General features: G+C 58.6%; 27 protein-coding genes and 1 tRNA gene. 7 read left to right on the forward strand and 21 right to left on the reverse strand.

Annotated elements, in window-relative coordinates; genetic code table 11:
- Positions 1-9: 9 nt before the first annotated feature.
- Positions 10-264: a hypothetical protein gene (locus SIB46_RS02055; RefSeq protein ID WP_413296895.1), complete on the forward strand. Its 255-nt coding sequence runs from the start codon at positions 10-12 to the stop codon at positions 262-264.
- Between the two features lie 27 nt (positions 265-291).
- Here the strand turns inward: SIB46_RS02055 and SIB46_RS02060 are convergent.
- From SIB46_RS02060 to SIB46_RS02090, 7 genes are all read right to left on the reverse strand, one after another.
- Positions 292-365: transfer RNA gene (locus SIB46_RS02060), tRNA-Met, on the reverse strand.
- A 25-nt stretch (positions 366-390) separates the two neighbouring features.
- Positions 391-1,245, reverse strand: coding sequence for a M23 family metallopeptidase (locus SIB46_RS02065; RefSeq protein ID WP_413296896.1), 855 nt, complete (start codon positions 1,243-1,245; stop codon positions 391-393).
- Positions 1,246-1,422: 177 nt separating this feature from the next.
- On the reverse strand, positions 1,423-1,881 hold the full coding sequence (locus SIB46_RS02070) for a tRNA (cytidine(34)-2'-O)-methyltransferase (RefSeq protein ID WP_413296897.1): 459 nt from the start codon (positions 1,879-1,881) through the stop codon (positions 1,423-1,425).
- A 4-nt stretch (positions 1,882-1,885) separates the two neighbouring features.
- Positions 1,886-2,455 (reverse strand): bifunctional adenosylcobinamide kinase/adenosylcobinamide-phosphate guanylyltransferase, encoded by a 570-nt coding sequence (locus tag SIB46_RS02075; protein WP_413296898.1) that lies wholly within the window; start codon positions 2,453-2,455, stop codon positions 1,886-1,888.
- Positions 2,442-3,581, reverse strand: a complete 1,140-nt coding sequence (pxcA, locus tag SIB46_RS02080; RefSeq protein WP_413296899.1) for a proton extrusion protein PcxA — start codon at positions 3,579-3,581, stop codon at positions 2,442-2,444. Before pxcA ends, SIB46_RS02075 begins: the two co-directional genes overlap by 14 nt.
- 36 nt (positions 3,582-3,617) lie before the next feature.
- The gene (psb32, locus tag SIB46_RS02085) at positions 3,618-4,274 is read right to left on the reverse strand and encodes a photosystem II repair protein Psb32 (RefSeq protein ID WP_413296900.1); all 657 of its coding nucleotides are present in this window, start codon (positions 4,272-4,274) and stop codon (positions 3,618-3,620) included.
- Positions 4,275-4,306: 32 nt separating this feature from the next.
- Positions 4,307-4,723, reverse strand: coding sequence for a tellurite resistance TerB family protein (locus SIB46_RS02090; protein WP_413296901.1), 417 nt, complete (start codon positions 4,721-4,723; stop codon positions 4,307-4,309).
- Positions 4,724-4,789: 66 nt separating this feature from the next.
- Between SIB46_RS02090 and SIB46_RS02095 the strand changes: the two genes are divergently transcribed.
- On the forward strand, positions 4,790-5,437 hold the full coding sequence (locus SIB46_RS02095) for a cofactor assembly of complex C subunit B (protein WP_413296902.1): 648 nt from the start codon (positions 4,790-4,792) through the stop codon (positions 5,435-5,437).
- On the opposite strand, the gene lptC is transcribed toward SIB46_RS02095, so the two are convergent.
- Positions 5,406-6,530 (reverse strand): LPS export ABC transporter periplasmic protein LptC, encoded by a 1,125-nt coding sequence (gene lptC / locus SIB46_RS02100; protein WP_413296903.1) that lies wholly within the window; start codon positions 6,528-6,530, stop codon positions 5,406-5,408. The genes SIB46_RS02095 and lptC overlap by 32 nt on opposite strands.
- Before the next feature lie 38 nt (positions 6,531-6,568).
- Complete coding sequence (gene metG, locus SIB46_RS02105) at positions 6,569-8,101, reverse strand: methionine--tRNA ligase (protein WP_413296904.1); 1,533 nt, start codon at positions 8,099-8,101, stop codon at positions 6,569-6,571.
- 58 nt (positions 8,102-8,159) lie between these two features.
- Between metG and SIB46_RS02110 the strand changes: the two genes are divergently transcribed.
- Positions 8,160-9,863, forward strand: coding sequence for an FAD-dependent oxidoreductase (locus tag SIB46_RS02110; protein ID WP_413296905.1), 1,704 nt, complete (start codon positions 8,160-8,162; stop codon positions 9,861-9,863).
- Here the strand turns inward: SIB46_RS02110 and SIB46_RS02115 are convergent.
- The 3 genes from SIB46_RS02115 to rpmG are packed head-to-tail and all read right to left on the reverse strand — an operon-like array spanning position 9,844 to position 12,301.
- Complete coding sequence (locus tag SIB46_RS02115; RefSeq protein ID WP_413296906.1) at positions 9,844-11,811, reverse strand: ribonuclease catalytic domain-containing protein; 1,968 nt, start codon at positions 11,809-11,811, stop codon at positions 9,844-9,846. The two genes, SIB46_RS02110 and SIB46_RS02115, sit on opposite strands and share 20 nt — an antisense overlap.
- A gap of 32 nt (positions 11,812-11,843) precedes the next feature.
- The gene (gene rpsR / locus SIB46_RS02120) at positions 11,844-12,065 is read right to left on the reverse strand and encodes a 30S ribosomal protein S18 (protein WP_413296907.1); all 222 of its coding nucleotides are present in this window, start codon (positions 12,063-12,065) and stop codon (positions 11,844-11,846) included.
- A gap of 41 nt (positions 12,066-12,106) precedes the next feature.
- Positions 12,107-12,301, reverse strand: coding sequence for a 50S ribosomal protein L33 (gene rpmG, locus SIB46_RS02125; RefSeq protein WP_011935641.1), 195 nt, complete (start codon positions 12,299-12,301; stop codon positions 12,107-12,109).
- 102 nt (positions 12,302-12,403) lie between these two features.
- Between rpmG and pheT the strand changes: the two genes are divergently transcribed.
- The gene (gene pheT / locus SIB46_RS02130; protein ID WP_413296908.1) at positions 12,404-14,848 is read left to right on the forward strand and encodes a phenylalanine--tRNA ligase subunit beta; all 2,445 of its coding nucleotides are present in this window, start codon (positions 12,404-12,406) and stop codon (positions 14,846-14,848) included.
- On the opposite strand, the gene rlmD is transcribed toward pheT, so the two are convergent.
- On the reverse strand, positions 14,826-16,193 hold the full coding sequence (rlmD, locus tag SIB46_RS02135; RefSeq protein ID WP_413296909.1) for a 23S rRNA (uracil(1939)-C(5))-methyltransferase RlmD: 1,368 nt from the start codon (positions 16,191-16,193) through the stop codon (positions 14,826-14,828). The two genes, pheT and rlmD, sit on opposite strands and share 23 nt — an antisense overlap.
- A gap of 102 nt (positions 16,194-16,295) precedes the next feature.
- Here rlmD and apcD point away from each other — a divergent pair, with 102 nt between their 5' ends.
- Entirely contained in the window at positions 16,296-16,790 is a 495-nt protein-coding gene (gene apcD / locus SIB46_RS02140; protein WP_413296910.1) for an allophycocyanin subunit alpha-B, read from the forward strand.
- A gap of 796 nt (positions 16,791-17,586) precedes the next feature.
- Here apcD and SIB46_RS02145 read toward each other — a convergent pair.
- The 6 genes from SIB46_RS02145 to SIB46_RS02170 all read right to left on the reverse strand — a co-directional run bounded on the left by SIB46_RS02145 (position 17,587) and on the right by SIB46_RS02170 (position 23,839).
- Entirely contained in the window at positions 17,587-18,543 is a 957-nt protein-coding gene (locus SIB46_RS02145; protein ID WP_413296911.1) for a DnaJ domain-containing protein, read from the reverse strand.
- A complete protein-coding gene (locus tag SIB46_RS02150) occupies positions 18,528-20,018 on the reverse strand; it encodes a DUF3370 domain-containing protein (RefSeq protein WP_413296912.1) in 1,491 nt (496 codons plus the stop codon). The genes SIB46_RS02145 and SIB46_RS02150 overlap by 16 nt, the downstream gene beginning before the upstream one ends.
- Positions 20,019-20,389: 371 nt before the next feature.
- Entirely contained in the window at positions 20,390-21,205 is an 816-nt protein-coding gene (locus SIB46_RS02155) for an ATP adenylyltransferase (protein ID WP_413296913.1), read from the reverse strand.
- Between the two features lie 8 nt (positions 21,206-21,213).
- Complete coding sequence (locus SIB46_RS02160) at positions 21,214-22,125, reverse strand: SpoIID/LytB domain-containing protein (protein WP_413296914.1); 912 nt, start codon at positions 22,123-22,125, stop codon at positions 21,214-21,216.
- Entirely contained in the window at positions 22,101-22,937 is an 837-nt protein-coding gene (locus tag SIB46_RS02165) for a PhzF family phenazine biosynthesis protein (RefSeq protein WP_413296915.1), read from the reverse strand. Before SIB46_RS02165 ends, SIB46_RS02160 begins: the two co-directional genes overlap by 25 nt.
- On the reverse strand, positions 22,934-23,839 hold the full coding sequence (locus SIB46_RS02170; RefSeq protein ID WP_413296916.1) for an NAD(P)H-dependent glycerol-3-phosphate dehydrogenase: 906 nt from the start codon (positions 23,837-23,839) through the stop codon (positions 22,934-22,936). The genes SIB46_RS02165 and SIB46_RS02170 overlap by 4 nt, the downstream gene beginning before the upstream one ends.
- Positions 23,840-23,889: 50 nt before the next feature.
- Here SIB46_RS02170 and SIB46_RS02175 point away from each other — a divergent pair, with 50 nt between their 5' ends.
- The gene (locus SIB46_RS02175) at positions 23,890-24,606 is read left to right on the forward strand and encodes an SDR family NAD(P)-dependent oxidoreductase (RefSeq protein ID WP_413296917.1); all 717 of its coding nucleotides are present in this window, start codon (positions 23,890-23,892) and stop codon (positions 24,604-24,606) included.
- On the opposite strand, the gene SIB46_RS02180 is transcribed toward SIB46_RS02175, so the two are convergent.
- A complete protein-coding gene (locus SIB46_RS02180; protein WP_413296918.1) occupies positions 24,562-24,984 on the reverse strand; it encodes a DUF2237 family protein in 423 nt (140 codons plus the stop codon). The genes SIB46_RS02175 and SIB46_RS02180 overlap by 45 nt on opposite strands.
- A gap of 100 nt (positions 24,985-25,084) precedes the next feature.
- Between SIB46_RS02180 and SIB46_RS02185 the strand changes: the two genes are divergently transcribed.
- A complete protein-coding gene (locus SIB46_RS02185; protein WP_011935628.1) occupies positions 25,085-25,315 on the forward strand; it encodes a hypothetical protein in 231 nt (76 codons plus the stop codon).
- Positions 25,316-25,321: 6 nt separating this feature from the next.
- Here SIB46_RS02185 and SIB46_RS02190 read toward each other — a convergent pair whose 3' ends face one another.
- On the reverse strand, positions 25,322-25,594 hold the full coding sequence (locus SIB46_RS02190) for a DUF4090 family protein (protein WP_413296919.1): 273 nt from the start codon (positions 25,592-25,594) through the stop codon (positions 25,322-25,324).
- Between the last annotated feature and the right edge of the window lie 33 nt (positions 25,595-25,627).

Raw genomic sequence — 25,627 nt, forward strand, 5'->3', positions numbered from 1 at the left:
CAAGCGCTCATGCGCAAGTACAACAACACCGGCCACTTCCGGCTTCTGAATCAACTCCGTAACGAGCTGAAGAAGGATCCCATCGTTCGTGCCAAGCCAGCCTCAACCCAAGAGCAAACGGCGCGCAACTCCAAGACTGTGGAGGTACGCCCGCAGAGCGTGGCGTATCAAAATCGCAATGCCTCGGCACGCCGCAGTGAACCCCGCGACAACGCGGTGGGAACCAGCTTCCGCGATCGGCTCAATGCGATCGAAATGCGCTGAAGCGGAGGTTGTTTGAGAACAAGGCAATGGCTCGGGGGAGACTTGAACTCCCGACCCCAGCGTTATGAATGCTGTGCTCTAACCAGCTGAGCTACCGAGCCTTGAGCGAATGAGTGTACGGGATCGTCAGCCCCGACGACTCAGGTGACGGACGGGATTCACAGCACCAAGGCCGGGCTTGATGATCTCAAAATGCAGATGAGGGCCCGTGCTTCTGCCGGTACTACCCATCCGCGCAATAGCAGTACCCTGCCGCACGTTTTGGCCCTTCTTCACCAGTAGTGCACTGTTGTGGGCATAGCGGGTCTTGCTGCCATCGGTGTGGGCCAGCTCCACGAGGTAGCCGTAGCCGCCTGAACTCCAACCAGAGAACACAACCTTGCCGTCGGCGGCGGCAATAATGGGGGTGCCAACGCTGTTGGCCACATCAATGCCGCGGTGCATGCGGCCCCAACGCCAGCCATACCCAGAGGTCAGTGTGCCTTTGGCGGGCCAAAGGAAACCAGAGAGCTGAGGCCGGCGCAGCTGGCCGAAATCCGGCAATTCAGGCCAACTCAAGCCCCCACTCATTCCCGGCACGATGGCCAGGGTCTGGCGGGCATGAACAGGGGGCAGGGTCGACTGGCTCACCAGTTTTCCAAGCCGTTTCATCTTGGCGGCCAGGTTGTCATCAGAAAAGGAGTCGGGCTTCGCGTCTTGGGCTGAATTGGCATCGAGAGATGCCACCAAGAACAAAGAGGATTCGAGCGATTCAGGCAGGGCCACCCACTGCTGAGCCTCAAAGTTGTCGAGGGCGCTGAGGCTATTGAGCTGGGCCAGGCGGATGGGCTCCATCTCCACTTGCTCAGCAAGATCCATCACGCTGACGCGCTCAAGGGTTTTGACCCAAAGCGTGGTGACAGAGGCAGGGGCTGCTGCCACCAGTGGAGGCAGCTCGGGAATCACCAGGTCATCGCTTCGGCTGGGAAAACCTGCAGCCATGGCTAAAACCACAGGAGAGCAGCAGGTGCCCAGAACAAAGAGGATGCTTGGCTTCACGCAAAAAATGACTGAGAACCAATCCCCTAGGGAGGGAACTGGCGCAAATTACCTGCTCGTAGGTAAATGATCAAGTGCGCAGCTGGATGAAATCCAACTGTCATTAGATAAACAGATGGATTAATCGCCCATTAATTGACGACGAGTTTCAAATAGCACAACCGCTGCAGCGACTGACAAATTCAGGCTTCTAACCGCAGAACACGTCATCGGAATTAGAAGTAGGTCATCGCAATTGGCTTGCACCTCAGGTGCTAATCCTTTGGTTTCACAACCGAAAATCAGCCAGTCGTCCGCTTGATAGTCGATCTCGAGGTAGGAGCGGTTGGCATGGCGGCTGAAACCCAACAAGCGTCCCGAATGACGCTGCTGGTGCTTTAAAAACTCAGCCCAGCTGGAGTGTTGCACCAAAGGAACGTGGGGCCAGTAATCCAAACCAGCCCGCTTCAACTGACGATCATTGATTTCAAAGCCCAAGGGCTCCACCAAGTGCAGGGGTGTCGCAGTGGCTGCGCAGGTTCGAGCGATATTGCCGGTATTGGGTGGAATCTCAGGTTCCACCAAAACGATCTGCGGCATGAACTCAGGGGGCGGTGTTGAGGCGTTGTGCGAGCTGATGCAGGGGTAAAGCGCGTCCAGCCGTCACCAGCCAGCTTTCCGAGCAGATCTGCTCGCATTGCCGGGTCAGGCTTCCATTGCGATCGCGAAAGCGTCCGCCGATGGCGGTTGGCGGAACCACACCCCATCCCACCTCTTCAGCCACCAACACCACAGGCTGCTGCCGACTAGCGAGGACCGCCAAAAATTGACCCACCAGCTCAACCCAGCGCTGCTCTTCAAACTCAAGGCTTGAAGCCACAAGCCCGCCCAGGGAGTCCAAGAGCAAGACATCCCCTTGGCAAACGCTGGAGTCTTGCAACAGATCGCTCACCGCTGAAATGGACGAGGCTTCCAGCAAACGCCAGTGCTTTGGGCGCCGCTGGCGGTGACGATCGAGGCGCTGCTGCCAGGCCTGATCATCCGGAAGGATGGGCCCTGTAGCGAGATAGGAGATCGCCTCTGACCCTGCGATCTCCACGATTCTCTGTTCAGCCCATTCACTTTTCCCACCCCGTGATGGTCCGGTGATCAGCAGGTGCTTAGCCACCACCATTCATGCCGCGCAGCGTGGTCACCGAGGACGGCGAGACGCGGTTGAGGTAACGGAAGATCCAGTACTTGAAGATCGTGGCCAAGATCACCGGGAAGGTGGCGATGAATAGATCGATGAATTGTTCTTCAGCCGGGATGCCCAGGTGGGATGAAATGCCCTGCAACAGCACCGTCCAGCCTTCTGGACTGTGGAAACCCACGAATATGTCGGTGAACAGGATGATCACGAACGCCTTGGCGTTATCGCTGAGGCCATAGACAACCTCATCAAAGAACCCGCGCAGCACCCGGATTTCATCGCGGCCAAAGAGGCACACCAACACAAAGCCGATCGTGGCCACCACATCGGCCAGTACGTTTTTGATCGCAGTAGTGCTCTCGGAGTCCGCCTCATCCTTGAGCTCAGCTGCTTTGAGCGTCAGCTTTTGGCGCAGCTCTTCCACAGACGGGCTGTCTTCTCCCTCGAGAAGGGCCGCAAACTCGATTTCGGCTTTGTATTCCCGCAGACTCGCCACCGCAGATTGCTGCAGCCGTGGCTTGGTGTAGCTGAGGAAAGGAACATCAGGGGCAATGCGATCCACCACAGGTGAGATCAAATAGGTGCGCGAAATCTGCTGCAACAGCAATGGCACCAAAATCATTAACAGCAAGATTCGCAGCGACACCAGCGTGGAATCACGCCGGCGCCTGAAACCAGCCACCACATTGGCTTCAGCTTCTGGGTCCAATTGATTGCGAACCCGGTCAAACACCCCCAGCAGGCTGCGGGGTAGAGGGTCGGGGCGTTGAAACAGGGTTTGACCTTCTTTGCTCCGGTAGCGCCGCACTACCGACTCAATCAGTTGCAGCTGCCGCAGTTCCTGGCTGTCGAGCTGGGCGCGCTGGCGCTCGATCGATGACAGCAGGGCACGGCAAATCTCCAGTGCCGAACGAAAGCGGCGGAAAATCTGCGTTTGGGTTGCCTGCGGCAACCCCAAATTCACATCGGTGCGAACAGGACGATCGTTGAAATATTCGAGCTCTAAACCTTGGATCATTAGAGCGGCCTCATAGGCCTGCTCCAAATCGCTACTCAAATCCAGTCCTTCGGCCTTGGCGAAGGTGCCAAGCCAGTCATTCAGTCCCATGCCGTCGAACTGGGCGTCAGCCCATGATGCCGAGGTTCAGCGAGAGAACACCCACCAAGTGGCCATCGGCACAAGCGTTCCCAACACCAACAGCACCGCCACCCAAATCAAGGCATTGCTTTCTTCGGTCTCTTCCTTGGTTGGGACATTGCTGACAACGGCCACCTGTTCAATCAGCTCAGGAGGGCCGGGGTCTTCTTGGCCGGCTAAGACCGTTTCGAGGCGGGAGAGGCCATCAACTGTGGCCTGGCGGTAACGGCCACCATCGCGTAAGGCCACCGACATCGTTTCCTCAGCCGTGCTCTCCAGCAGTGCATTGGGCAAGCGCTGCAACAAGGTGGCGTCGGCGGCAATGCTGGCTGCGTTAGCCCCTGAATCAATGGCAATCAACAGATCACTGTCATCGTCTGAACCGTGCCAGCGGCTCAGCAACTCAGAGGCAAACGAATCGAGGTCAACGTTGTAATCAAGACGCTTGACCGTCACCAAATTGGCGTTGATGTGATCGCTCTCCAGGTTGGCTAAACGCGAGCCCAATTCTCCCGTGGAGGCACGGCTCAGCACATCGGCTGAATCCAATACGTGGCCCTCAGGTGCCGCCGCTGGGAAGTCCAAAGCCGCCACAGCCAACACCGGCATGGCCGGTAGGCCCAAGCTGACGAGCAGAAGCAACAGCGGCAAAAGACGAGCCATGACACCCGGGCGATCGCTGCCCAGTCTGCCCTTCATTCGTCCGCCATGGCCAAAGCATCACGGTGCAAGATGTCCATCACCGTGATGATCTGCTGGCTCATCGTTTCAGGCAGATCTAAATGGCCGGCAAGCTGGTCAATGAATTTGACTTCTTCAGGCTCAATGATGCGATCGGCGCGAACCAACTGAATGGCCACTGCCAAAGCGGTTTCACGTTGCACTTGATTAAGACAGGGTGCTGCTTTGGCTACCAAGGCTTCGCTGCCCTCGCTCCTCCAGAGCTCGAGCAGATCGTCAAACAACCCCGCCATGGTGGCTTCATCCATCCCCACATAGGGGGTTCGAAACTCCAACTCAATGCGCAGGCTTCTGGCCTCATCGCGTCCCACCACCCCATCACTGGCAACAGCAGCCAAACAAATTGCAGCGAACGCCTGTTCCGGGGTCATCGCATCAGCGGGAGTTGCCCCTATTTCAGCCAAAGGGCGGTGGAATGGCAGCCTTGCAGCAAAGCCATGAGGTCCATGCCATCACAAGCCCGCGTGGTTCTTGGCTGTGGTGTCGGTGGCTTACTTCTCGTTGTCATCAACGCCCTGCTGATCCCGGCTGATTTGGGCAGCACACTGCCGATCTTTCAACGCGCATCGGTGCTCGCGGGTGTGATGGCCGTTGGCCTGATGTTGGTTGCTGTGCTGTGGACCCGGGCCAATCCAGCTACACGCGAGCCCGCCAGCTTGGACGGTCCCCAGGGATTTGAGCTCACGGCAGGGTTGCCTGAAAGCGTTCGATTGGAACTGGCCTGGGCCAGCCATCAACTGCTCAAAGCCACTCCAGCAGCATGTGTGTTGCTCGTTTGGGATGGGAACGAATTGATGCGGCGTGGCGTCTTGAGCTCCAAGCCATTTGAGCCAGGACCCATCGTCCAAAGGGCCAGGGAGCAACAACAAACCATTGGCTTGGTGAATTTGACCTTGTACCCAGGCCGCAGCGAGTTTGCCTACTTCCCAGAAAACACTCCCGCGGTTGTGGTCGAACCCCTAGGCACCAAGGGATGGCTTCTGGTGGCGGGCTGGTCCGTGCGTTGCTTTAGCCGCAGCGATGAGATCTGGATTAAGGGAGTGGCTGAAAAACTCAGAACTGCACTGGAGGCGCCTTGGAATTAGTTGGCCCAGAATCTTGATTTTGATTCTTGAGTTGAAGCTGCGTTTTTACCTGACTGTCAGGTGATGCGAACACAACCCGGCCATCTTTCGTTGCTTGACCATTCAAGATTTCCGCGGTTGTTCGTTGATTCAGTTCCTCTCTTGTTACAACCACAGAACCTTTGGCATTGACGCGGCCTGTCTCCCAGTTCCAAAAACATGAATTGGCTGTTAATTTTTCGGCAGGCTGGATTAATTCGCAATTGTTTTTTATCATTATTGATTTTTTATCGGTTGAAATGTCTAGACCATTGCCAGATGCAAAAAGATCCTTGAAGGTCCCGCTCACAGGCTGACTCGAGGAAAGCCTGCCAATGTTGTACCACCAACGAATGGGACCTCCCCTAATATCGATATTGTCCTGAGACTCTTGAATTCTCACAGGCTTATTGAAATCAAGCCATTCCTGTTTGCTATTGCCGTTAGCTGATGGAGCTGTCAGGATTCTAATTCTTCCACCCTCGGCTTTTTGGTAGCCGCTAAGTGGACCTTTTGCTATTAAGTCGCCTGATTCAGTATTCCATTGAACAAAAGGGGAGTAAATAGTTGTCTCCGGATCCGATCTGGTGTTAATGCCGTTCTGCCATGATTGAAGAACAACATTACCGCTAAGGGTGAGAGTATTGTCTGCTGCTGAATAAGTGGATGAATCAGCATTGATTTGCTGATTGTTGTTTCTCGCTACAGGGTTACCTTCTAAAAACAAAAGCTCATCCTCGGGCCTCCAGGTGGCTTTTTGAGATTTCAAAACATGCCCAGAATCATCAAGGGCCGTCATCGTAACGCCCTTGATGAGTTCGATTTGTTTGCCGTCAAGAATCACAAGAGCTTCCGGAGCAACGAGTCTGTGAGTGGCTTGTCCGTCTTTAAAAAATGTCCCGACAGGATCTTTAATAACGGTGAGCTGATCCTCAATACGATATTTACTAGAGGGACTTTTTAGTTGCCAAACTGGCTTGCCATCTTTTGAGTTCTGCTGCAGCACCAACTGATTGAACACGAAAGGCCTTTGCTTCTCATTTTCAATCGAGCCTGATGAGCAGGATGCGAGCAACAGAAGCGAGAGCCCGCAAAGGGACTTATATATAAACTTCAAATCGCTTCCTCCAGCTCCAAGCGTTGCAGCAGTGGTGATGGCGCATCCAAGGGGCCCGGCTTGAGGTGTCCCCAGTTCAAGAGTTCGATCCAGTTCCCTTGCGGGGCGTTGAGTTGCTGCAAGAGCCGAGCGCTGAATTCCGGCAAGAGCGGTTGCAGCACAACACCCACCACGCGGCTGGCTTCCAGTACGGCATACAAGTCAGCGGCTACCTGATCGCGGTTGGCTGGATCCTTGATGGCCTTCCAGGGCGCTTGATCGCTCAGATAACCATTGGCCGCAATGGCTAACTGCAGCGCCTGTTCCGCCACAGCGTGGAACCTCAGCTCTTGGTAATGGCTCGGCACATTATCCACGGCGATTTGCGCGGCTTGCTTTAGGGGATGGCCGCTGGGGAGCTCTTGGGGCAGTGCTGGAACACCCTCAAACCACTTACGGGCCATTGAGATCGAGCGGTTCACCAGATTGCCGATGGTGTTCGCAAGATCGTTGTTGACCAGGTCCAGGAGGCGTTGCTGCTGGATATCACCGTCATCGCCGAATTGGATGTCGCGCAGTAGATACCAGCGCACAGCATCGCGGCCGCAGAGTTCAAGCAAACGGGTGGGGTCAATGGAATTGCCCATGGATTTACCCATTTTTTGGCCTTCCCGTGTGAGAAAGCCATGGCCAAACACGCCGGCTGGCAGATCAATCCCAGCGGATAAACACATCGCTGGCCAATAGACAGCGTGGAAACGCAGGATGTCTTTGCCAATCACATGCAATTGGGCTGGCCAGCCGCCGGTGATGGCTTGGTCCAGCGTGGCCGGCTGATCAGGCTCGAGCAAAGCTGTGATGTATCCCAGCAGAGCATCAAACCAAACATAAAAAGTGTGACCTTCGTGGCCAGGGACAGGCAGTCCCCAACTCACATTGCGGCGGGAAATGGAGAAGTCCCTCAGGCCATTGGCAACAAAATTTTCAACTTCCTTGCGCCGACTGGCTGGGCGAATGAAGCCATCGGTTGCGATGAGCTTTTCGATGGCCTCTTGATAACGGCTGAGCCGGAAGAACAAGTTGGCCTCATCGCGCCATTCCAGTGGTTTTTGATGAATGGGGCAGTGGGGTGAATCGGCGTCTTTGGGGTCGTCTTTATATTCCTCGCAAGCAACGCAATACCAACCTTGTTGACGACCCTCGACAATGTCACCGTTGGCTTCGACTCGCGCGAAGAACTGCTCAACAATGGATTGATGGCGCGGGTCTGTGGTGCGAATGAAACGGTCATGACTGATCTGCCACTGTGACCACACCGATGCAAAGCTGCTGCTGATCTGGTCGCAGTGTTGTTGTGGATCAATTCCCGCTAATTCAGCTGTTCGTTGAATCTTTTGACCGTGTTCATCACATCCGGTGATGAACACCACATGCTCGCCGCTGAGTCGCTTGAAACGGGCCAGAGTGTCGACCGCCAACGTGGTGTAAACACTGCCGATATGGGGCTTGTCGTTGACGTAATAAAGCGGAGTGGTGAGTGTGCTTGTCATCAACGCGATCTTACTGAGCCAGCTCCGGTCAGCATGATGATCTCAGTTCAGTGCAGCGATGGCTTTTCAGCAGGGCCACGTCCCGGTTCTGGTCATGGGTGGCGGGAGTGGCGGCTGTGGCGCTGCGCTGCAATGTGCCCGCTGTGGAGTTGAAACTCTGCTGATCACACCTGGCCCTTGGACCGGAGGGATGATCACCAGTGGCGGAGTTTCTGCCCCCGATGGCAATGAGCTGAGTGCCTGGCAGAGCGGTCTTTGGGGTGCCTTGTTGCGTCAGTTACGCCGTGAGAGTGCTGAAGGCCTCGACCACAACTGGGTCAGCTGCTTCGGATTTCGCCCGAATCAAGCGGAAGCCATCCTGCAGCGTTGGATCGCTGAGGCTCCCCAGCTGAGCTGGTGGTCAGGCGTTCAAGTGCTGAGCATCGAGCGCCGTGGTGATCAGCTCGGCAAGGCCGTTCTGCAGCGTGATGGCGAACCAATCAGCGTCAGCTTTGACGTGCTCGTTGATGGCAGCGAGCTCGGGGACAGCTTGGTCTTGGCCGACATCCCCCATCGCTTGGGATGGGAAGCCAAACAGCAGTGGGGTGAGCCCAGCGCTCCGGTCGCAGAGGCTCTGAAGGACCCCTTTTTTGAGCGGGAACCTGTCCAATCCCCCACTTGGGTGATCCATGGGCAATGGCAGGGCCCCTGGACTCCACCAGATAAGCCGCTCGAGCCATTCAGTGGCCGTTTTCAAGGCTGCGACGATCGTTTTTCCCTGCCGCAACTGCTCAGTTACGGCCGTCTTCCAGCTCAGCAACTGATGCTGAATTGGCCCTTGCACGGCAACGACTGGCCTGTGGATCCAGGAGCGGTGTTCAGCGGGGATGCCGAGCGCCAGCAGGAGCAACTCACAGGCCTGCGCCGGCATAGCGAGGCTTTCCTGGCCCAATTGCAAGCCGCCTGCGGCCCGCAATTGCAACCCTCGTCAGCCTTTGCTGGAGAGCCTCTGGCCTTTCAGCCCTACTGGCGTGAGGGCCGCCGCTTGATTGGTGCCAGCACTGTTGTGGAGCAAGACTTGCTGCCGCAGTCCCCCAATGCTGAGCACCAGCAACAGGCGATCGCCGTAGGCAACTACGCCAATGACCACCACTACGGGGAACGTGAGTGGCCCTTGGCGGACAAATCCATGGCGTGGGGTGGGCGCCGCAGTGGCACGCCCTTTGTGATTCCCTTTGGGGCGCTGTACACCCCTGCAATCGGCAATCTGCTGATGGCTGATAAATCCATCAGCGTCAGCCACATGGCCAATGGGGCGACCCGTATGGGCCCCTTGCTGCTGTTGATTGGCCAAGCCGCTGGTCAAGCGGCCGCAATGTGTGTGACGCAGCGCTTGGCTGTGGCCGAGCTGCCGGTGGCCGAGGTGCAGCGAGCGCTGCTGAATGATCCGGTAGCCCCCTCGGGTGTGGTGCCGTGCCCTGAGCTGCCGTGGCATCAGCCCAACTGGGCACAGCTACAACTCGATTGGCTCCATGGAAGGTCCACTCAGCATCAACCCGCCTGCGCTCCAAGCGAACCAGCCAGCCAGCAGCAACGGTTGTTGATTCAGGTTGAGGGTGAGCGTTGGTGGGGTGAGTCCGAATCTGGGGAGCGCTTCCCTTTGATCACACTTGAGCCGCAGGTGCAGCAGGTTCTGCCTGATCAACACGGACGGTGGCTGGAACTCGAGGGCTGTAGCAACCCCTTTGGCCCTTGGTGGCGGATCAACCGGCTGTGCCCTTAAGCCGCAGGAAGTCGTTAGCGGGATCAACCCTCTCCAGCTGGATGACCAGCTGATCGCCAAGCCCACAACCAGCGTCAATTTGGGCCGGCAACTCCATGGCCCAGGCCTCCAAACGCACCAGAGCGATGCCGCTGTCCTCCCGCAACCAGCTCAATACGATCGCTGGCTGCGGCCATTGCGGGATCGGGCCGGCCAGCCATTCCAACAGCGCCATGCGTTGGTCTTGGCGAGCAATCAAGCTCGCCTCCCGTTGGCCTTGATCCAAGCGCTGCAACAGCGCGGTGATGGCCTCAGCGTCGAGCGGATCCCCCTCAAGGTGTCCAGTGAATTGCAACCACTGGCGGTGAGCCAGTAGATCGCTGTAGCGGCGGATCGGGGAGGTCCACTGCATGTACATCGGCAGGCCCAGCGAGCCATGGGGCTGAGGGTTGCTTTGCAAGCGGCTGCGGTTCAACCCACGCCGCTGCTGGGCCCAGCGAACCGGACCTTGGGGCCATTGGTTGGCCTCTGCAGGGTCATGACTAGATCCGGCTTGGACCCGATAGGGCATGGCCAAACCGTTTTGGCTGGACCACTCAGCCATGGCTGCACCAGCGAGAATCATGGCCTCGCTGACACAGGAGCGGGCCAGGCCTGGTTCGGTGATTTCAAGCGCCAACTCATCCGCTGGATTGCGGAACAACCGACCTTCGGCCTGCTCCATCAGCAGGGCTCCTTGCTGTTCACGCCAGGCTGTGCGGCGTTTGAGTAGCTCCGCCAACTCCGCTAGATCAGGATCCTCAGGGGGTGCGAGCTCGATTAATTCATCAGCATCCTCATAGGTGAGGCCGTAGGAGACCTTCACCCAACTGCGGCAGGGTTCAACCGCCTCAATGGACCCGTCTGCATTGAGCAACACGCCCACACTCAAGGCGCCGCAGGGGCGCATGGGCCGCAAGCTCATGCAGTCGCGGGCCACGGCCATCGGGAACATCGGCATGGCCCCGCCACTGAGATACAGGGTTGACCCACGGCGTTGGGCCTCATGGTCGAGCCGATCTCCTGGTTGCAACCATTGATGGGGATCAGCGATGTGGACCCAGATCCAGAGGTCTCCATTGCGGCGTTCCAAGCCAATGGCGTCGTCCACCTCTTGGGTGGAGGCACTGTCGATACTGAAACAGCTCAGATGGCTCAGGTCTCGGCGCTGTGGATCGCTCTGAGCGGCTGGCAACTCCACCTCGGAGTTGCTCTCCCATGCCGATCCCAGCAGCCGCAGAGGCTGGCCTGCTTTCAGCAAGCCCAGGTCCACCAAAACCTGCTGCAACACCTGGGCTGAACCGTCGTAACCAGCCCGTTGCAAGGCGTGGTTGAGTTCAGGTGCCAGGCTCACCTCCTCGAGCTTTTCAGCCCCAGCAAGCTGCTTGAGCCCGCGCAGCAGCTCCTGGGACTGCTTCGAACCCAGCAGGGCTGTGATTGGCTTGCGGGCGGCAATCGCATCGAGCAGCCCTTGCCGGCCGGCCTGCTCAAGTTGCTGGGAGCGGCGGCTGCGGCGCAGTTGCCTCAGCTCGGAGCTGCTGCGGGCTGAGGCCAACCCTGCTTTCCAGCGCCAGAGGTCCTGCGGGCCTTGTAAGGCCAACCAGAGAGCCGCCAGCTGGTGGGGTGTTGGGCCATTGCGCAGCAGTTGACCCAGTGATGCCAGCGAGTAGCTCTGTTGCGGTGCTTGCTGTTGCTGCGACTCCATCCAGGCCAGGGCCAGTTCGGTGGAGCTGCTGCTGGTGGCCGTTAGGGCATGGGCCAGTTCGCTACTGCTGCTGTCACTAAAGGCAACGATCAGCTCAACCTGCTTCAGCGGCACAGGGCGCTGCTGCTGGTTACTGGCTACGGCAAAACGCAACGAAGCCCTGCCGTTGGACAGGGCTTCGAGGAGGGCCAGGCGCGGTTGTTTGCGCTCATCGCAAACACCCACCAGATCACCTGGCTGAATGGCAGGTTTCGAACTCAGCCTTCTGGATTCACGAAGGGCAGAAGCGCCACGATGCGAGCACGCTTCACCGAGTTGGTCAGGTCACGCTGCTGCTTGGCGGTGAGGCCAGTCATGCGGCGGGGCAAAAGCTTGCCGCGCTCAGTGATGAATTTCTTCAGCAGATCGGTGTCCTTGTAATCAATGGGGTCACCGGGTTTGATCGGAGACAGCCGCTTTTTAAAAAAGGAAGGAGGCATGGGATTGGAGAGTCAGTGGAAGTGGGATAACGAGCGCGAGATCACTTGATCTCTTTGTGGACCGTCATCTTGTTGTCGTGGGGACAGAACTTCTTGATCTCCAGCCGTTCTGTGGTGTTGCGGCGGTTTTTCTCAGTGGTGTAGCGGGACACTCCCTGAGACCGCTTATCAGTGTTGGACCGGCATTCGGTGCACTCGAGAGTGACCACAATCCGGACGCCCTTGTTTTTGGCCATGGAAGGACGTGCGCTGCTTGAGCGGAGCGGTGTGACAATCCGCCACCATAACTGAGTGGCTCACGCCCATCGGTAGGATCCGCCCGCTTCCAGCTGGATTTCATGCGCGTATCACTGCAGTGGCTTCGGGACTTGGTTCCCTTCCGCAGTGACGTCGACAGCCTGGCTGAACAGCTGTCAATGGCTGGCTTTGAAGTTGAAGAGCAAGAGGACTTGGCAGCCCGTGCGGCTGGCGTTGTAGTGGGTCAAGTGCTCAGCAAAACCCCCCACCCCGATGCCAACAAGCTGAATGTCTGTTCGGTCTCGATTGGCGAAGGGAGCGAACCCCTTCAAATCGTTTGCGGTGCGGCCAATGTCCGTGAGGGGATGGCCGTTGCGGTTGCCACCGTTGGCAGCCATCTGCCGGCGGTGGATCTAACGATCAAACCCGCCAAACTCCGCGGCGTTGAAAGCTGCGGGATGCTCTGCTCGCTCTCCGAGCTGGGTTTAGAAACCAACTCCGAGGGCTTGGTTGACCTCGAGGTCGTGGCTGCTGAGCAGGGGTCCCCGCTGCCGCAATTGGGCGAACCGGTGGGCCCACTGTTGGGCTTAACCGATCACATCCTCGAGCTAGCCATCACCGCCAATCGCCCTGATGGCATGTCAATGCTGGGGATTGCCCGCGAAGTGGCGGCCCTGGAAGACCTCAGCGTTCAGGAGCCCGCTTCCACTGAGCTAGAGCCTGCAGCAAAGTTGGAGACGGCTCCCTTTGCTGATCACGCCCTGCTGTTCAGCCTCACAGCACTCGAGGGGATCAGCAACGGCCCGTCACCGAAGTGGTTGCGGCAGCGCTTGGAAGCCGCTGGTCAACGCAGCATCAACACCGTGGTGGACATCACCAATTTGGTGATGCTGGAAACCGGCCAACCACTGCACGCCTACGACCGCGACCGGCTCGCCGAGCTTGGCCCTGAGGGATTTGGCTTGCGCGCGGCCAGCAGTGGTGAGTCGATCGAGTTGCTCGACGGCCAAACCCTCAAGCTGCGCGAGGACAACCTCTTGGTGAGCCATGGCGACCAAGCCGTTGCACTCGCTGGCGTGATGGGAGGCCAAAGCAGCGCTGTCACCGAGTCCACCAAGCGGATATGGCTCGAGGCCGCCGTGTTCCCTCAAAATCTCGTGCGCCGCAGCAGCCGCGCAGCCGGACTGCGCAGCGAATCGAGCGCCCGATTTGAACGTGGGGTGCCCCAAGCCCTAACGCTGCAGGCCAGCAACCGCGCTGTTGCCCTGCTGCAAGAGCTCTGTCAGGCCAAGGCCACCGGCCGGTGGCAAGCGAGCCCTGTGGCCAGCTCCAGCGAAGCGCTGGTGCTGCGCCGTGAAGCGCTCGATCGGCTCTTGGGCCCCTTGGCCACTGGCGAATGGATTGAGGATTCCAAGGTGTGCGCCCTGCTGGAGCGTTTGGGCTGTTCCTTGCAGCCGCAACATGACGAGGACGGCCAAGTCAGCCATTGGAGTGTTCAGGTCCCGCCGGCGCGGCAACTGGATCTGCAACGGGAAGTGGATCTGATCGAAGAGATCGCCCGATTGGTGGGTTACGACAACTTCGGCTCCCACCTGCCCGATCCGGTGGAACCAGGTGGTTTAACCGCTGAGCAGGAGTTGCTCAGGCGGTTGCGCTCCAACCTGCGGGCAGCTGGCCTTCAGGAAATCAGCCATCTGTCGCTGGTGGCCAGTGAGGAGCCGAGCAATCCTGCGCAAGTGGCGATTAGCAACCCATTGCTGACCGACTACGGCTGCCTCAGAACCACCGTGGTTCCCGCGTTGCTGGATGCCGCTGCGCGGAACCTTCAAGCCAGCCAAGCGGGCTTCTGGGGCTTTGAAATAGGCAAGGTGTTTGCCCGTGATGGGCAAGGGTTCGCTGAACAGGAGCGGCTCTGCGGCGTTGTGGCCGGTGAGCGCCGCCAAGGGCTCTGGAGCACTAGCGGCCAGCCCTCCCCTTTGAACTATCACCAGGGCCGGGGCCTGTTGGCTCGCGCCATGGCCCAACTGGGCTTGAGCTTGCAAGACCGCCGTTTAGGGGATGACGAGCGGCTGCATCCGGGGCGCAGCGCCAGCCTTGTGCTCGAAGGCAAGGTGATTGGTGTGTTTGGAGAACTGCATCCGCGCATGGCCGAGCAACACGACCTGCCCGCTGGAACATTGATCTTTGATCTGGCCCTGCAGCCAGTGCTGACCGCAGCCAGCCGCACCAATCGCTACTGCCACGCGTTTAAGCCCTTTGCGACGGTGCCAGCGAGTGAACGCGATCTGGCCTTTGTTGTGGAGGAGACGCAGGATGTAGCAAGCGTGCTGCAGACCATTCGCAAGGCCGGAGGTCAACTTCTCGAGAACGTTGATTTGCTGGACCGCTATAGCGGTTCACCAATACCCGAGGGCTCTTGCAGCTTGGCTGTGCGGTTGCGCTTCCGTGACCCGAAAGCAACCCTGCGCGATGAGCAAGTCGATCCGCTGCTCACCAAGGTTCGTCAAAGCTTGGAAAAAAGTTTCAAGGCTGAGCTGCGCTGCTAGTCAGGATGGCCATCGCCTCGATGTGGGTGGTTTGCGGGAAGAAATCAAACGGCACCACCTTCTTCAGCTTAAAACGCTGGTCGGCGCAAAGCAGCGCTAGGTCGCGGGCCAAGGTGGCTGGATTGCAGCTGACATAGGCCATGCGAGCTGGCGGCTGCTCCCTGATTGCCTCACACACCCGCGGATCCAATCCCTTGCGCGGTGGATCTAGTAGCAGCACATCGGTGAAGGGCAGGAATTCCTGCAGCCGGCGTTCAACAGCGCCGGCATGGAAGTCCGTGTTCTCCAAGCCATTGAGCAAGGCATTGCATTGGGCCCGTTCAATGCTCTCGCGGCTTTGCTCAATCCCAATCAGGCGAACACCGTCTTGGATTAATGGCAATCCAAGGGTGCCCACACCGCAATAGGCATCAACCAACACCTCCCCTGATTGGAGTTGCAGCTCACTGCGCAACGCATCCACCAGCGATTCCGCTTGCTGGTGGTGCACTTGGAAAAAGGTGCCCAAACCAATTTGGAAGCGGCGTCCCGCAAAGCTCTCCATCAGCCAGGGACGGCCAGCTAGAAGCCGTTCTTTTGGGCCCAACAGGGTGTTGCCTGGTTTGGGCTGCACGTTCAGTACAACACCAACCAGCTCTGGCCAGCGCTGCATCCACAGTTCAGCCAACTCGTCGGCTGGTTTGAATTGGTCCTCGCGTACCACTACCCCAAGCAACAGTTCACCGCTGGAGACCCCGGCGCGCAGAACCAACTGGCGCAACAGCCCTTTTTGGGTGTCTTCGTTGTAGATGGGCCAGCCAGAGTCTTGAAGATCCGCTTTGAGCGGCTGGATCAAGGCATCCAGCTTGCGGTCGAGGACGGGACAGTGGTTCATGTTCACCACGTGGTGACTTCCGCGCTGAAAAAATCCAGCCTTTAAGGCGTCATCCCTTTGCTGTACAGGAATGATGGCTCGGTTGCGATACCCCAACACCGCTTCGGTCGAGCGGATGGGATCCACCACACACTCCAAACGTCCAACACGCCGCAGGGTGTTTTGCAGCTGCTGCTGCTTCCATTGGCTTTGAGCCTCGTCTTGCCAATGCAACAGGCTGCAGCCCCCACATTTGCCGGCAAGGATGCAGATCGGATCACGCCGATCCTGGCTTGAGCACTTGAGCTCGCTGATCTCGGCGTGAAGCTTGCCCCGTCCTTGGCCTGTGATTCGAACCGTGGCGGTTTCGTCTGGCAGAGCGCCTGAGACGAAGACCAACTTGCCGTCGTGTTGAGCAAGGCCGGTCCCGTCGAGGGCGAGATCTTTGATCTCCAGCGTCAGCTGGTTGGGATGGCTGGCATCAACAGGCATCCCTTGACGCTACCGCTGGGCATTACAGCTCACGTGGTTTCTGCTGTTCAGTAGCCAGAGGCGAGTTGAGCTCAGTAAAGTGGCTGGGGCCAAGGTGTTGCGATGAGCGTTGTAAAGGATCTAATCCTTCAAGCTGACGACGAGCTCCGTTATCCAACGAGCGGTGAGCTTCGCTCGATGGCCGACTTTTTGAACGATGGCGATCGCCGTGTTCGGGTGGCCCGTGTGCTGACCGAGAACGAGCGAAAGATCGTTGATGAATCAGCCAAGCAACTGTTCAGCCGCAAGCCCGACTATGTGGCCCCTGGCGGCAATGCCTATGGCCAGAAGCAGCGGGCCCAGTGTCTGCGTGATTTCAGCTGGTACCTGCGCCTGGTGACCTACGGCGGTTTGGCCGGCAGCACCAGCTTTATCGAAAGCACCGGTTTGATTGGCGCCCGAGAGATGTACAACAGCCTTGGCGTGCCGATGCCGGGCATGGTGGAAGCGATGCGCTGCCTCAAGGACGCCTCTATTGCGTTGCTCTCCCCTGATGACGCCCAATTCATCGCCCCGTTCTTTGACTATTTGATCCAGGGGATGCAGACCAGCACCTGATCAGGTGTCTCGCTTGTGACTCATTGCGGGTCCAGGCAAGGGTCTCAGCTGGTTTTGCTAATACCTATATTTCCAAGTGACTTTGGCTCAGGCCTTTGTTGGCTTTGCGTAGATCAACTCCAGCCTTTTTAACTAGTCTCATTAATCTTGCTTGAGCCCAGGATCAGGTCTGTTTAGTTGTCGTGACTGATTCCAGCGAGACTGGTTTCTGTTGAACGGAGATTCCATCGTTTTGAGTTCTTTTTTGTGCGCAAGACTCACTCAGCACCATCGCGAAAAATGTGTTGACCGTCTTAGTTGAGACCCGTCTCAGGTCTTAGAGCAATTCTTAAACGAGAACTTCTAGGCAAGGCAATCAGGCAGGCTTTGCTCTTGCGTCACTGTGTCAAACACAGATACGCGCTTGATTTCTTGGTCGATGAAATCCCCTGCAGCACTGGCTTTTGACTGTGTTCTATCTGGCCAGTCCAGTGCCGCTGGACAGGCGATTTGGACACGGATTGACGGGCCTACAGCAAGTGGCTGCTCGCCATCGTTTTTGCTTGCGGCTTGCGTTCGTAGCTCCTTGGTCTCGCAACTAAAAACACCAAAAAATGAGGTTTTTCTGGTTTTGCACAGATTTTGTTTGAGCGTCTTTGATGAGATTTAGCTTTGGACCAATTACCAGTCTTGAATGAGATTTATGAGCCGTTGAATCAATCCAGGTTGCGAGTTTTGGAGTGCGCCATTTGGCGGGAGAAAAATTCATGGTTCCGGCGCTCTTGTATGAGACACATAACGAGTCTTTTAATAAGTCTCAGGCGGTACGCACGTAACGCTGTTTGAGCAGTTGATAGGCCTCATTTAAACGGCGCATGTCTTCGGCGGATCCCCCAGCATCGGGATGGCACGCGAGGGCTTTTTGCCGGTAGGCCTCGCGGATATCAGACAAGCTGAGTTTGAAACCAGGAGCGGTGGATAAACCCAGCAACTTCAAGGAACCCTGGGTGCTCATCGTGCTCTGCAGATCCAAAAATGGTGAGCCACGGCGCCGGCGCCGCAGCCGTTGGGCCATCCGCCCTACAAGCGATGGCACGCGCATGGGCAGCGATGCTGCACCAAAGGGATCTTCCAACACGCCTGCGGCCACAACAACCCGATCAACGCTTGCTTCCCTGACCTCCCAACTAGGGCAGAAGCCGAGCATCACCTGCTGCACGGCGTTCCACGTGAAGCTTTGGCCTTCTGAGGCATCGGAGCTGGGCCAGATGTCTTGACCGAGCCAATTCATGGCTGCTTCTAGAACAGCGGCCGATGGCTCATTGCCGTACAGCGACATCCAGTGGTTTTGAACAGCTGCAATCGACGCGCTCAGCTGCTGGTCATCCATCACCTCAAATCGTTCGCAACTGGCTTGCGCCTCGCTCACCACCGGCTCTTTGAGGCTCCGTTTGAGCTTGGTTGTTCGGCGCGAGACGAAACCGGGCAAGTTGATTCCTGTGCTGCGTTCCTCCGGTTCTGGCTCTGGGGTCTCGTGGGCGGAAGACACCAACACGATGGCTCCCTGCAGATGATCCTCTGGCTGGGCCTCTTGCTCTGCTTCAGCAGCGTGCTCTGCTGGAAGATCCTGCAGCAAATCGTCCAACAAACGCTGAATGGCCGCACCGCGGCTGCGGAGCGACCATTGCTTGCGCAAGGCGTCGAGGCGTTCAATCGTGTCCTCGCGCAATTCCAGGCTGACCCTGCGGCCCTTGTCGTTTAACGGTTCAGCCAATGGCGCATCAACTGATAAGGGCGGGTTGGATCCAGCATGGCCGGCGCCGGGTTGGGCCAACCGCCATAGGGAAGCAGTCGAGGAGCTGTCTTCTGCAGAACGGCTCCAACACCCAAGCGCTGTTGCTGTGTGATCGGAGGCGGAGGAGCCACCGGCAGCACAGCGGGCTGGCCGGGCTGCTGAGCCACCTGCATCATGGTCTGCTTTTGACGCAAGGCCAGCAACTGTTGTTCAGGAACAACACTGAGCAGGTGACCGGGCGTTGCATCGGCTGGATACACCATGCTGATGCGCAGGTTGCGAGGCTGACCTTCACGTAGTTGCAGCGCTTTGAGTTCCAGGCTTTGGCCCGAGCGCATGCCGACATGCAGCTCTTCTGTTTCTTGACCGTCGGTGATGGCAATCGTGCCGCGGAACGCCGTGAATTGTCGGCCGGCGATGCTGGGGTGGCTCAGCATCAGGCGGTGGTTTCCACTGCCGATCAGGTTGAGGTCGATGTCGTAGCGAACGCCGTAGGTGCCCACGTTGTCGAGCGATGAATCGCGCATGCGGGTTGCCAAACGGTTCACCTGGTTCTCGCCGGTACCGAAGTGATGCCGCGAGGTGGTGGTGAAGGGAACGTGCAGGGGGCTGGTCCTCAGGTCGTGGCTGATGGCAGCGCTATAGGCATCACCAATGGCAACACCACCAACTCGTGAGAACACTTCGCCGCTGTTGATCTTGGCGACCTTGTCGAGATAGATGCGACCACCTGCGAGCTGTTGGCCATCCAAGACCGCAAACAGATCGGCATCCGACTTGGGGTCTTCAGCTGCCACCACAGCCATTTGAAACGGTCCTGAACTGGTTCCCTTGAGCAGCGCGTTGGCAATGCCCCGGGCCGGCAGGTTGGTGCTGAACAGGATGATCCGGCTTCTGGCGGGAATAGTGATTTGATCGGGGAGCTTGCGATCCAACTTGCCGCGCAACATCTGCACCGATGTGGCGTCACCAGGACCTGCGTTCCAAGGCCGATATCCCTGCACCTTGACGCCCATCAGACCATCGATTTTGTAAGGCGCTTCAAAGCTGTTTTTGACGGAGCCTTGGCTCATCTCCAGGGTGACTGGTGCATCACCGTTGTTGATGGCGATGGTGGCGATGGTCAACGTGCCGCGTTGGCGAGCACCTCCCAGGCGACTGGGATCGGAGGGGTAGTACTTGTGGTGGGCGTGAATGCCGAAATCACCGTTGAAGGTGTAGGTGGCATGCCGCAGCATCTGCCCGTTTTCAGCCCTGGCTTGCCCTTCGGTTGTGGAAACCAGGATGCCTGGGCCGGTGACTTGCTCCGGCTGGTTGGAGTGCAAGACCGGAACACTGTTGAACTGTCCGCGCAGGGGGGTTGCCTGCTGCCCTGCCATCAACGCCACATCGGCCCACGCCGCTGGGGCGGCACCCAGAACAGCAAGAGCGGCAGCAAAAGCAACAGGACGCATGGGACGCACGGGGCTTACTGCTCTCACAGTGCGTCTCAACTGCGACAGGGATGGGAGCTCAACAGATTTTCTTTTGATCAGCAAGTAATCAATGCCAGTGCGGGCCTTGTGTTGTGGGTGACGCACAGCGACAAGGCAACAACGACAACAGCGACTCTGCCTTCGCTACAACGGGCAGGTCGGCACGAGTTTCCCATGTTTCCGCTTCCTGGATGCTGCTGGTCTGAACCTGGGGACAACTCCCATGCCAGGTACCAACAGCGCAAGCTCCACATGCTCAAGGGTTGGCGTGATGCGGTCGAACGCCAACTGGCCGCAGCCAATGCCGCGATCGCCACGTTGGAGCAGCAGATCGAGCGGGATGCAGCCAGCTAACAGCTGACCTGATCCAGCAACGCATCTCCGCCACTGCTGGCAAGCCAAGCCATGTCAGACGCCTCAGTGGCGAGCATGTAGCCGGCAAAGCCAAGGGCATTCACGCTGAACCCTGCGTGACTTTCCTTCTGACGCCGCACCATCGCCATCCACTTGTTGCAGAGCAGCAGGTTGTAGGGGTGTTTGGGCCGTTCATCGTTCGTGGCAGCTCCAAGGCCCAGTGCAACCGCTAGCTCCTGGTAACAAGCCTCAAGAACTTCGGCGCTGCATGCAGAGTTGAGCTGCCGTGCCGCGGCGGCCTGTTGCCATGGCCAGCGAGGGGATCCGCCTTGGGCTAAAGCTTCAAAGTCAGCAGCCAAAGGACACGGCGGCTGGCCTGAAACCCGTGGCAGCAATTGCAAGTGCCGGTGCGGCTGACTCGCTCCGGCGGCAGCTGAACTGTTGAAGAACCAAAAGCCAGGTTGCTGGGCCCACACCGCCGATAGGGCTTCCCAATCACTGGCTTGCAACCAATCCGCCTGCGCCTGCCATTGCTTGGTGATCAACAACAGGTGGCCGGCTTGGACCGGATATTTGTTCAGCAACACCACATGCTGCGGCAGGCAAGCCACCTCCAACCGCGGATCCCATGGCCGAAATGGGTTCGGTTTGGGGCCAGCCTTGGTGAGGTGTTTGGGGGTGGCACTGATCAGGCGCCTCAGTTGGAAGCGCTCATCAGGGCCTGAGATCACGTTGGTCTTTAACGGGATCAGCGCCCCCGATTGCAACGCTGAGCGTTGAACCGCCAAAGACCGATTGGGGAGGTCATGCATGGCAGCTCTCACGAGCGTTGCAACCTCGCCAGGCTCGCACCGGGGTAGTACTTGGCGAGGATTTGCGTGAATTGGTAACCCTGGCTCGCCAAGCTTCGGGCCCCTTGTTGGCTCATGCTGGCACCGAGATGGCCATGGGCATCCACGGTGAGTTGCTGGTTGGCGGCGTAGAGGCTTTCGACAATGCCGCCTTCAAAACTCAAGATCAACCCTTTCGTGTCAGCCGCAGCTGCGCGACTGCTGTTGCTTTCAGTGCCCAGTCCCCCGTAGGCCTGCCATCGGGTTGTGGCCCCAAGATTCCACGCCTTACTGGCTGGTCTGGCCAGGTGAGCCATGGCGTAAGAACGGGCTGCAACCGCTTGCGCCCTTAAGGCCTCAGCGGGCCAGTGACTGGGCATCTCAGCGCCAACCACTGAGCTGATGTAGTCCTCTAAGGGCAGATGGTTGACCACCAAGAGCCTGTTGCCCTGGCAGAGCACCTGCACGCCGCCGCGGTAACGCTGTTGATTCAGGCCGACGGACTTCCCTGCAGCTGCTTGGAACCAGCGCTCAGGTCCCAATGGCTGTAGGGCGCCGCTGAGTTGACCGCTTCGGCAGTTCAGTGTCTCGGTGCGCTCTCCGTTCCGAATCGACACCGGACCTAAAGCCTCATGGAGCATCACACGAATGGACAACGCGGGCTGCGCTGCCAAGGGGGGAACGGTTAACCCCTGCGTAGTGGCCGAGGCTGCCGCCGCTGCTGGCTGATGGCTGCTGTTCTGATCGAGTAGTTCATCCACCAACGCCTCGGAAAGAGCTCGAGAGTTGGGCTGTTGGCCCTGCAGGATCCAAGCCAAGATCGCTCCACCCAGCACCAGGGGTAGGCCCAGCAGCACCATCGCAGGCCCCGATGAACTCAGCTGGGATGCAAAGCGAGCCATGGCTCTGCCGATGGATGGGCTGGTTGGCTGTGCAACGCGCCGTCCCAAAGGATGACCCCATCGCCGATTAGGCGGATCATGCCGCTGCTAAGTGGTTCACAACAGAGCCCCCCGGGACGGTGCGACGGCTGCCATCCACGCACCGAGCGTTGATGCAGCTGCTGGCACCACCAGGGAGCTACCAAGGCATGAGCTGATCCCGTCACGGGGTCTTCCCGCAGCCCAAGACCTGGAGCAAAGAAACGCAGCTGGTAATCGCTGGACCCTGTTGATGGCTTCATCAGCACCCAGGCTTTTTCCCGGGTGCTGGCCCAGCAGGGATCATCGGGATTGAGCTGCTGCAGATCCGCACTGGCCTCCAGCAACAGCACTCCATAGCCGAGGTCAGAGGTCCACTGCTGCAACGGCTGGAATGGCTCCATCCACGGGTCCTTGCCGCGGGGCTTCAAACCATCGCTGGGCAGATCAATCGCTGCTGCAGTTGGAGAGTGCAGTTCAACTCGCAGCGGGCCACTGCGGGTGAGTAGCTGTTGAGGTGATCGGATCGGCAGCTGCCTCCAGTGATGCAGCGCCACGCTGGCCCCCAAGGTGGCATGACCGCACAGATCCACTTCACAGCTGGGCGTGAACCAGCGGAGATACCAGTGCTCCCGATGCCGCCAGAGAAAGGCCGTTTCCGATTGGTTGAACTCGGCAGCCAGTTGCTGCATCCATGGCGCTTCGGCTGGTTGCTCAAGCCATACCACCGTGGCGCCATTGCCGCCTAATGGCTTGGCGCTGAAGGCATCAACAGCAGCAACATGCAATGTCATTCGCAGCGCAGCTCGCGCTGCATCAAGTGCTGAAGGGCTTCAGCGGGAGAGAGCTCAGCGCGAAGCAGCGACGCCACGCTCTCGGTGATCGGCAGGGACCATTGCTTCTGGCGGCCCAGGGACGCAATGGCTTCACAGGTGGGGACCCCCTCAACGGTGGCTCCAACCCTTTCAAGGGCTTGCTGCTGACTCAGTCCCTCGGCCAGAGCGAGTCCAAAGCGGTAGTTGCGGCTGAGCGGGCTTGTGGCGGTCGCCAAGAGATCACCAATGCCGGCTAGCCCATACAAGGTGTCCTGACGGCCACCCAGGCCGCGGAGCACCGTGGCCATTTCGGCCAGGGCACGGGTCAACAACGATGCGCGGGCATTGGCGCCCAAGTGGAGGCCATCACAAATGCCAGCAGCAACGGCCATCACATTTTTCAAGCCACCGGCCAATTCAGTCCCGAGCGGGTCGGTGTTGCGATAGAGGCGAAGTTGCTCGGTGCTGAGCTGCTGCTGCAGTTCGCTTAGCAGCCCCTCTTCATGGCCTGCCAGCACGCTGGCTGCCGGCAGGCCTTGCTGCAGTTCACTGGCCAAATTGGGCCCGCTGAGCACCACCACAGGCCACAGGGGGCAGGCCGCCAGCCACAGGGCACTGGCTGTTTGGCCGCTGCTTGGGTCCAGGCCTTTCGAGCAACTCACCAGCGGCCTGGCTGACCACCCCTTGATCTGTTGCGCCACGCCACTGACACCCACCAGTGCTGTGGCTCCCACCAATAGCTCAGCTGCTTCAAGAGCTTGCAGGCCTTGTGGGCCATGGTGACGGCGCCATATCTGAACGTGATGGCCGGACTGGCTCAGCAGTCCGGCCAAGGTGCTTCCCCACGCACCTCCTCCCAACACACCAATCGTCAGGGCCACGCACTGAGGACGATCTGCTGGCCATCATGCGACAGCGCATCGGAGATTCCATGCCCGTTCCAGCCCGGCTGCAGCAGCTTGAAGGTTCGGCTTTGGTGGTTGGCCAAGGCGGTATTGGCTCAGCCATCAGCGAGCTTCTGATCCAGGAGTGCCCAGCACTCACGGTGTTGCCACTTGGCAGACGCAGTCAGCCGCGCCTCGATCTCTGTGATGACGGCGATCTCGAACAGCTCAGCGGTTGGCTGAAGCAGCAACCGCCGCTGCGCCTCGTGATCAACACCGCTGGTTGGTTGCATGAGGACGGCCGAGGCCCTGAAAAACGGTTGCAAGCCATCCAGCGCAGTGGTTTGGAGCAAGCGTTCAACATCAATGCTTTTGCTCCGATCCTGCTGGCGAAGGCCGTCGCCCCAGCCTTGGGCCATGGCCAGCCGTGTTGGTTTGCCTCGCTCTCAGCCCGTGTCGGCAGCATCGGCGATAACCACCTCGGCGGTTGGTATGGCTACAGGGCGGCCAAAGCCGCCCAAAACCAATTGCTGCGCACATTGGCGTTGGAGTGGAAGCGGCGCCTACCGCAGGCTTGCGTGAGCCTGTTGCACCCGGGAACCACCGCAACCGAGCTCTCAGCACCATTTCGCTCAGCGGTGCCGGCTGAAAAGTTGTTCAGTCCCCAGCGGGCAGCGGGCCACTTGTTGGATGTGTTGGCTGAGCAAACAGCAGAGGATTCAGGGCGCTTCCTGGCTTGGGATGGCAGCGTCATCGCTTGGTAGGGCGAGCTCCTTTAACAACTCCAGCGGGATCACCTCCAGGGCGGATTGCTCGCAACGCTCGAGGATCACAGGCGGAGCCATGCCGTCGGCGTAGGCCTGCAACCAGCGGGTAGCACAGACACACCAATGGTCTCCAGGCTTCAGCCCAGGGAAATCAAATTGGGGCATCGGCGTGCTGAGGTCGTTGCCTTGGGCCTTGCTGTAGCTCAAGAAGGATTCGTTGACTTGGCAACACACCGTGTGTTGACCCACGTCAGCCGCGTCAGTGCGGCAGAAGCCATCGCGGTACCAACCGGTCATGGGTTGGCAGCCGCATCGCTGCAAAGGCCCTCCCAGCACATGTTTTGGAGCATTCGGGTTGGAATTCACAGGCCACAAACTGCTACCAAAAGCTTGACGGATTCGGGGGGGTAGGCGCTATGGGTCATGGGGGCCACGTCGTGGCTGCCTGTTTCGACCATCGACACCTGCTGAACTGATGAGCTGGGATTTCACCGAAGATGCGGCCTTCCACGCTCTAGTTGATGCCTTTGCAGAGAGTGGCGAGAGCTCCGCGATGGAGTTTCTGGCGAACGGAGAAGGTGCCTTCCACTTCCAGGATTTGACCCAGAACGCCGCTGGAGAGGGGGAAGATCTCAGCGACTCTTCCGCCCTCGATGCGTTTCAACAAAGCGTGATCGACGCCCTTGAAGGGCGCGTCAGCGAGTAGATCAGCTCAGCTGTAGAAAAAAGCGATCTCCTTGGCCTTGAGACCATCCCAACCGGCTTCAATGAGGCGTTGGTTCAAGGTCTCTTGATCCAAGTGCTTTGCTCCGGTTTTGACGATCCGGTTGCGCATTGATTTTTTGACACCGCTCCGGGCCCGCTTGCTCTCAAGCTCCATCACCTCCCGGTAGAGGTCCAGCATCGGCGCGGGAATCGGTGTTCCATCGAGGTCCAAGCCAGCGGCAATGGCGTCATCAACACCTCCAGGTCCAGCAATCGCCATGGATTAAGCGCAGCAAGCGCTCAGGCTCTCACA

The sequence above is a fragment of the Synechococcus sp. MIT S9452 genome (assembly GCF_047304245.1).
Classification (GTDB): domain Bacteria; phylum Cyanobacteriota; class Cyanobacteriia; order PCC-6307; family Cyanobiaceae; genus RCC307.

Excerpts from the sequence above, each read along its gene's own strand:
- SIB46_RS02070 (WP_413296897.1), bottom strand. The coding sequence starts at position 1,881 with ATGCCGCAGATCGTTTTGGTGGAACCTGAGATTCCACCCAATACCGGC.
- SIB46_RS02090 (WP_413296901.1), bottom strand. The coding sequence starts at position 4,723 with ATGACCCCGGAACAGGCGTTCGCTGCAATTTGTTTGGCTGCTGTTGCC.
- SIB46_RS02155 (WP_413296913.1), bottom strand. The coding sequence starts at position 21,205 with ATGCATGACCTCCCCAATCGGTCTTTGGCGGTTCAACGCTCAGCGTTG.
- pxcA (WP_413296899.1), bottom strand. The coding sequence starts at position 3,581 with ATGGGACTGAATGACTGGCTTGGCACCTTCGCCAAGGCCGAAGGACTG.
- SIB46_RS02165 (WP_413296915.1), bottom strand. The coding sequence starts at position 22,937 with ATGACATTGCATGTTGCTGCTGTTGATGCCTTCAGCGCCAAGCCATTA.
- pheT (WP_413296908.1), top strand. The coding sequence starts at position 12,404 with ATGCGCGTATCACTGCAGTGGCTTCGGGACTTGGTTCCCTTCCGCAGT.
- SIB46_RS02150 (WP_413296912.1), bottom strand. The coding sequence starts at position 20,018 with ATGCGTCCTGTTGCTTTTGCTGCCGCTCTTGCTGTTCTGGGTGCCGCC.
- psb32 (WP_413296900.1), bottom strand. The coding sequence starts at position 4,274 with ATGGCTCGTCTTTTGCCGCTGTTGCTTCTGCTCGTCAGCTTGGGCCTA.
- SIB46_RS02190 (WP_413296919.1), bottom strand. The coding sequence starts at position 25,594 with ATGGCGATTGCTGGACCTGGAGGTGTTGATGACGCCATTGCCGCTGGC.
- SIB46_RS02185 (WP_011935628.1), top strand. The coding sequence starts at position 25,085 with ATGAGCTGGGATTTCACCGAAGATGCGGCCTTCCACGCTCTAGTTGAT.
- rlmD (WP_413296909.1), bottom strand. The coding sequence starts at position 16,193 with ATGCCTGTTGATGCCAGCCATCCCAACCAGCTGACGCTGGAGATCAAA.
- SIB46_RS02175 (WP_413296917.1), top strand. The coding sequence starts at position 23,890 with ATGCCCGTTCCAGCCCGGCTGCAGCAGCTTGAAGGTTCGGCTTTGGTG.
- SIB46_RS02095 (WP_413296902.1), top strand. The coding sequence starts at position 4,790 with ATGAGGTCCATGCCATCACAAGCCCGCGTGGTTCTTGGCTGTGGTGTC.
- rpmG (WP_011935641.1), bottom strand. The coding sequence starts at position 12,301 with ATGGCCAAAAACAAGGGCGTCCGGATTGTGGTCACTCTCGAGTGCACC.
- apcD (WP_413296910.1), top strand. The coding sequence starts at position 16,296 with ATGAGCGTTGTAAAGGATCTAATCCTTCAAGCTGACGACGAGCTCCGT.
- SIB46_RS02055 (WP_413296895.1), top strand. The coding sequence starts at position 10 with ATGCGCAAGTACAACAACACCGGCCACTTCCGGCTTCTGAATCAACTC.
- metG (WP_413296904.1), bottom strand. The coding sequence starts at position 8,101 with ATGACAAGCACACTCACCACTCCGCTTTATTACGTCAACGACAAGCCC.
- SIB46_RS02065 (WP_413296896.1), bottom strand. The coding sequence starts at position 1,245 with ATGGCTGCAGGTTTTCCCAGCCGAAGCGATGACCTGGTGATTCCCGAG.
- SIB46_RS02110 (WP_413296905.1), top strand. The coding sequence starts at position 8,160 with ATGGCTTTTCAGCAGGGCCACGTCCCGGTTCTGGTCATGGGTGGCGGG.
- SIB46_RS02160 (WP_413296914.1), bottom strand. The coding sequence starts at position 22,125 with ATGGCTCGCTTTGCATCCCAGCTGAGTTCATCGGGGCCTGCGATGGTG.
- SIB46_RS02075 (WP_413296898.1), bottom strand. The coding sequence starts at position 2,455 with ATGGTGGTGGCTAAGCACCTGCTGATCACCGGACCATCACGGGGTGGG.
- rpsR (WP_413296907.1), bottom strand. The coding sequence starts at position 12,065 with ATGCCTCCTTCCTTTTTTAAAAAGCGGCTGTCTCCGATCAAACCCGGT.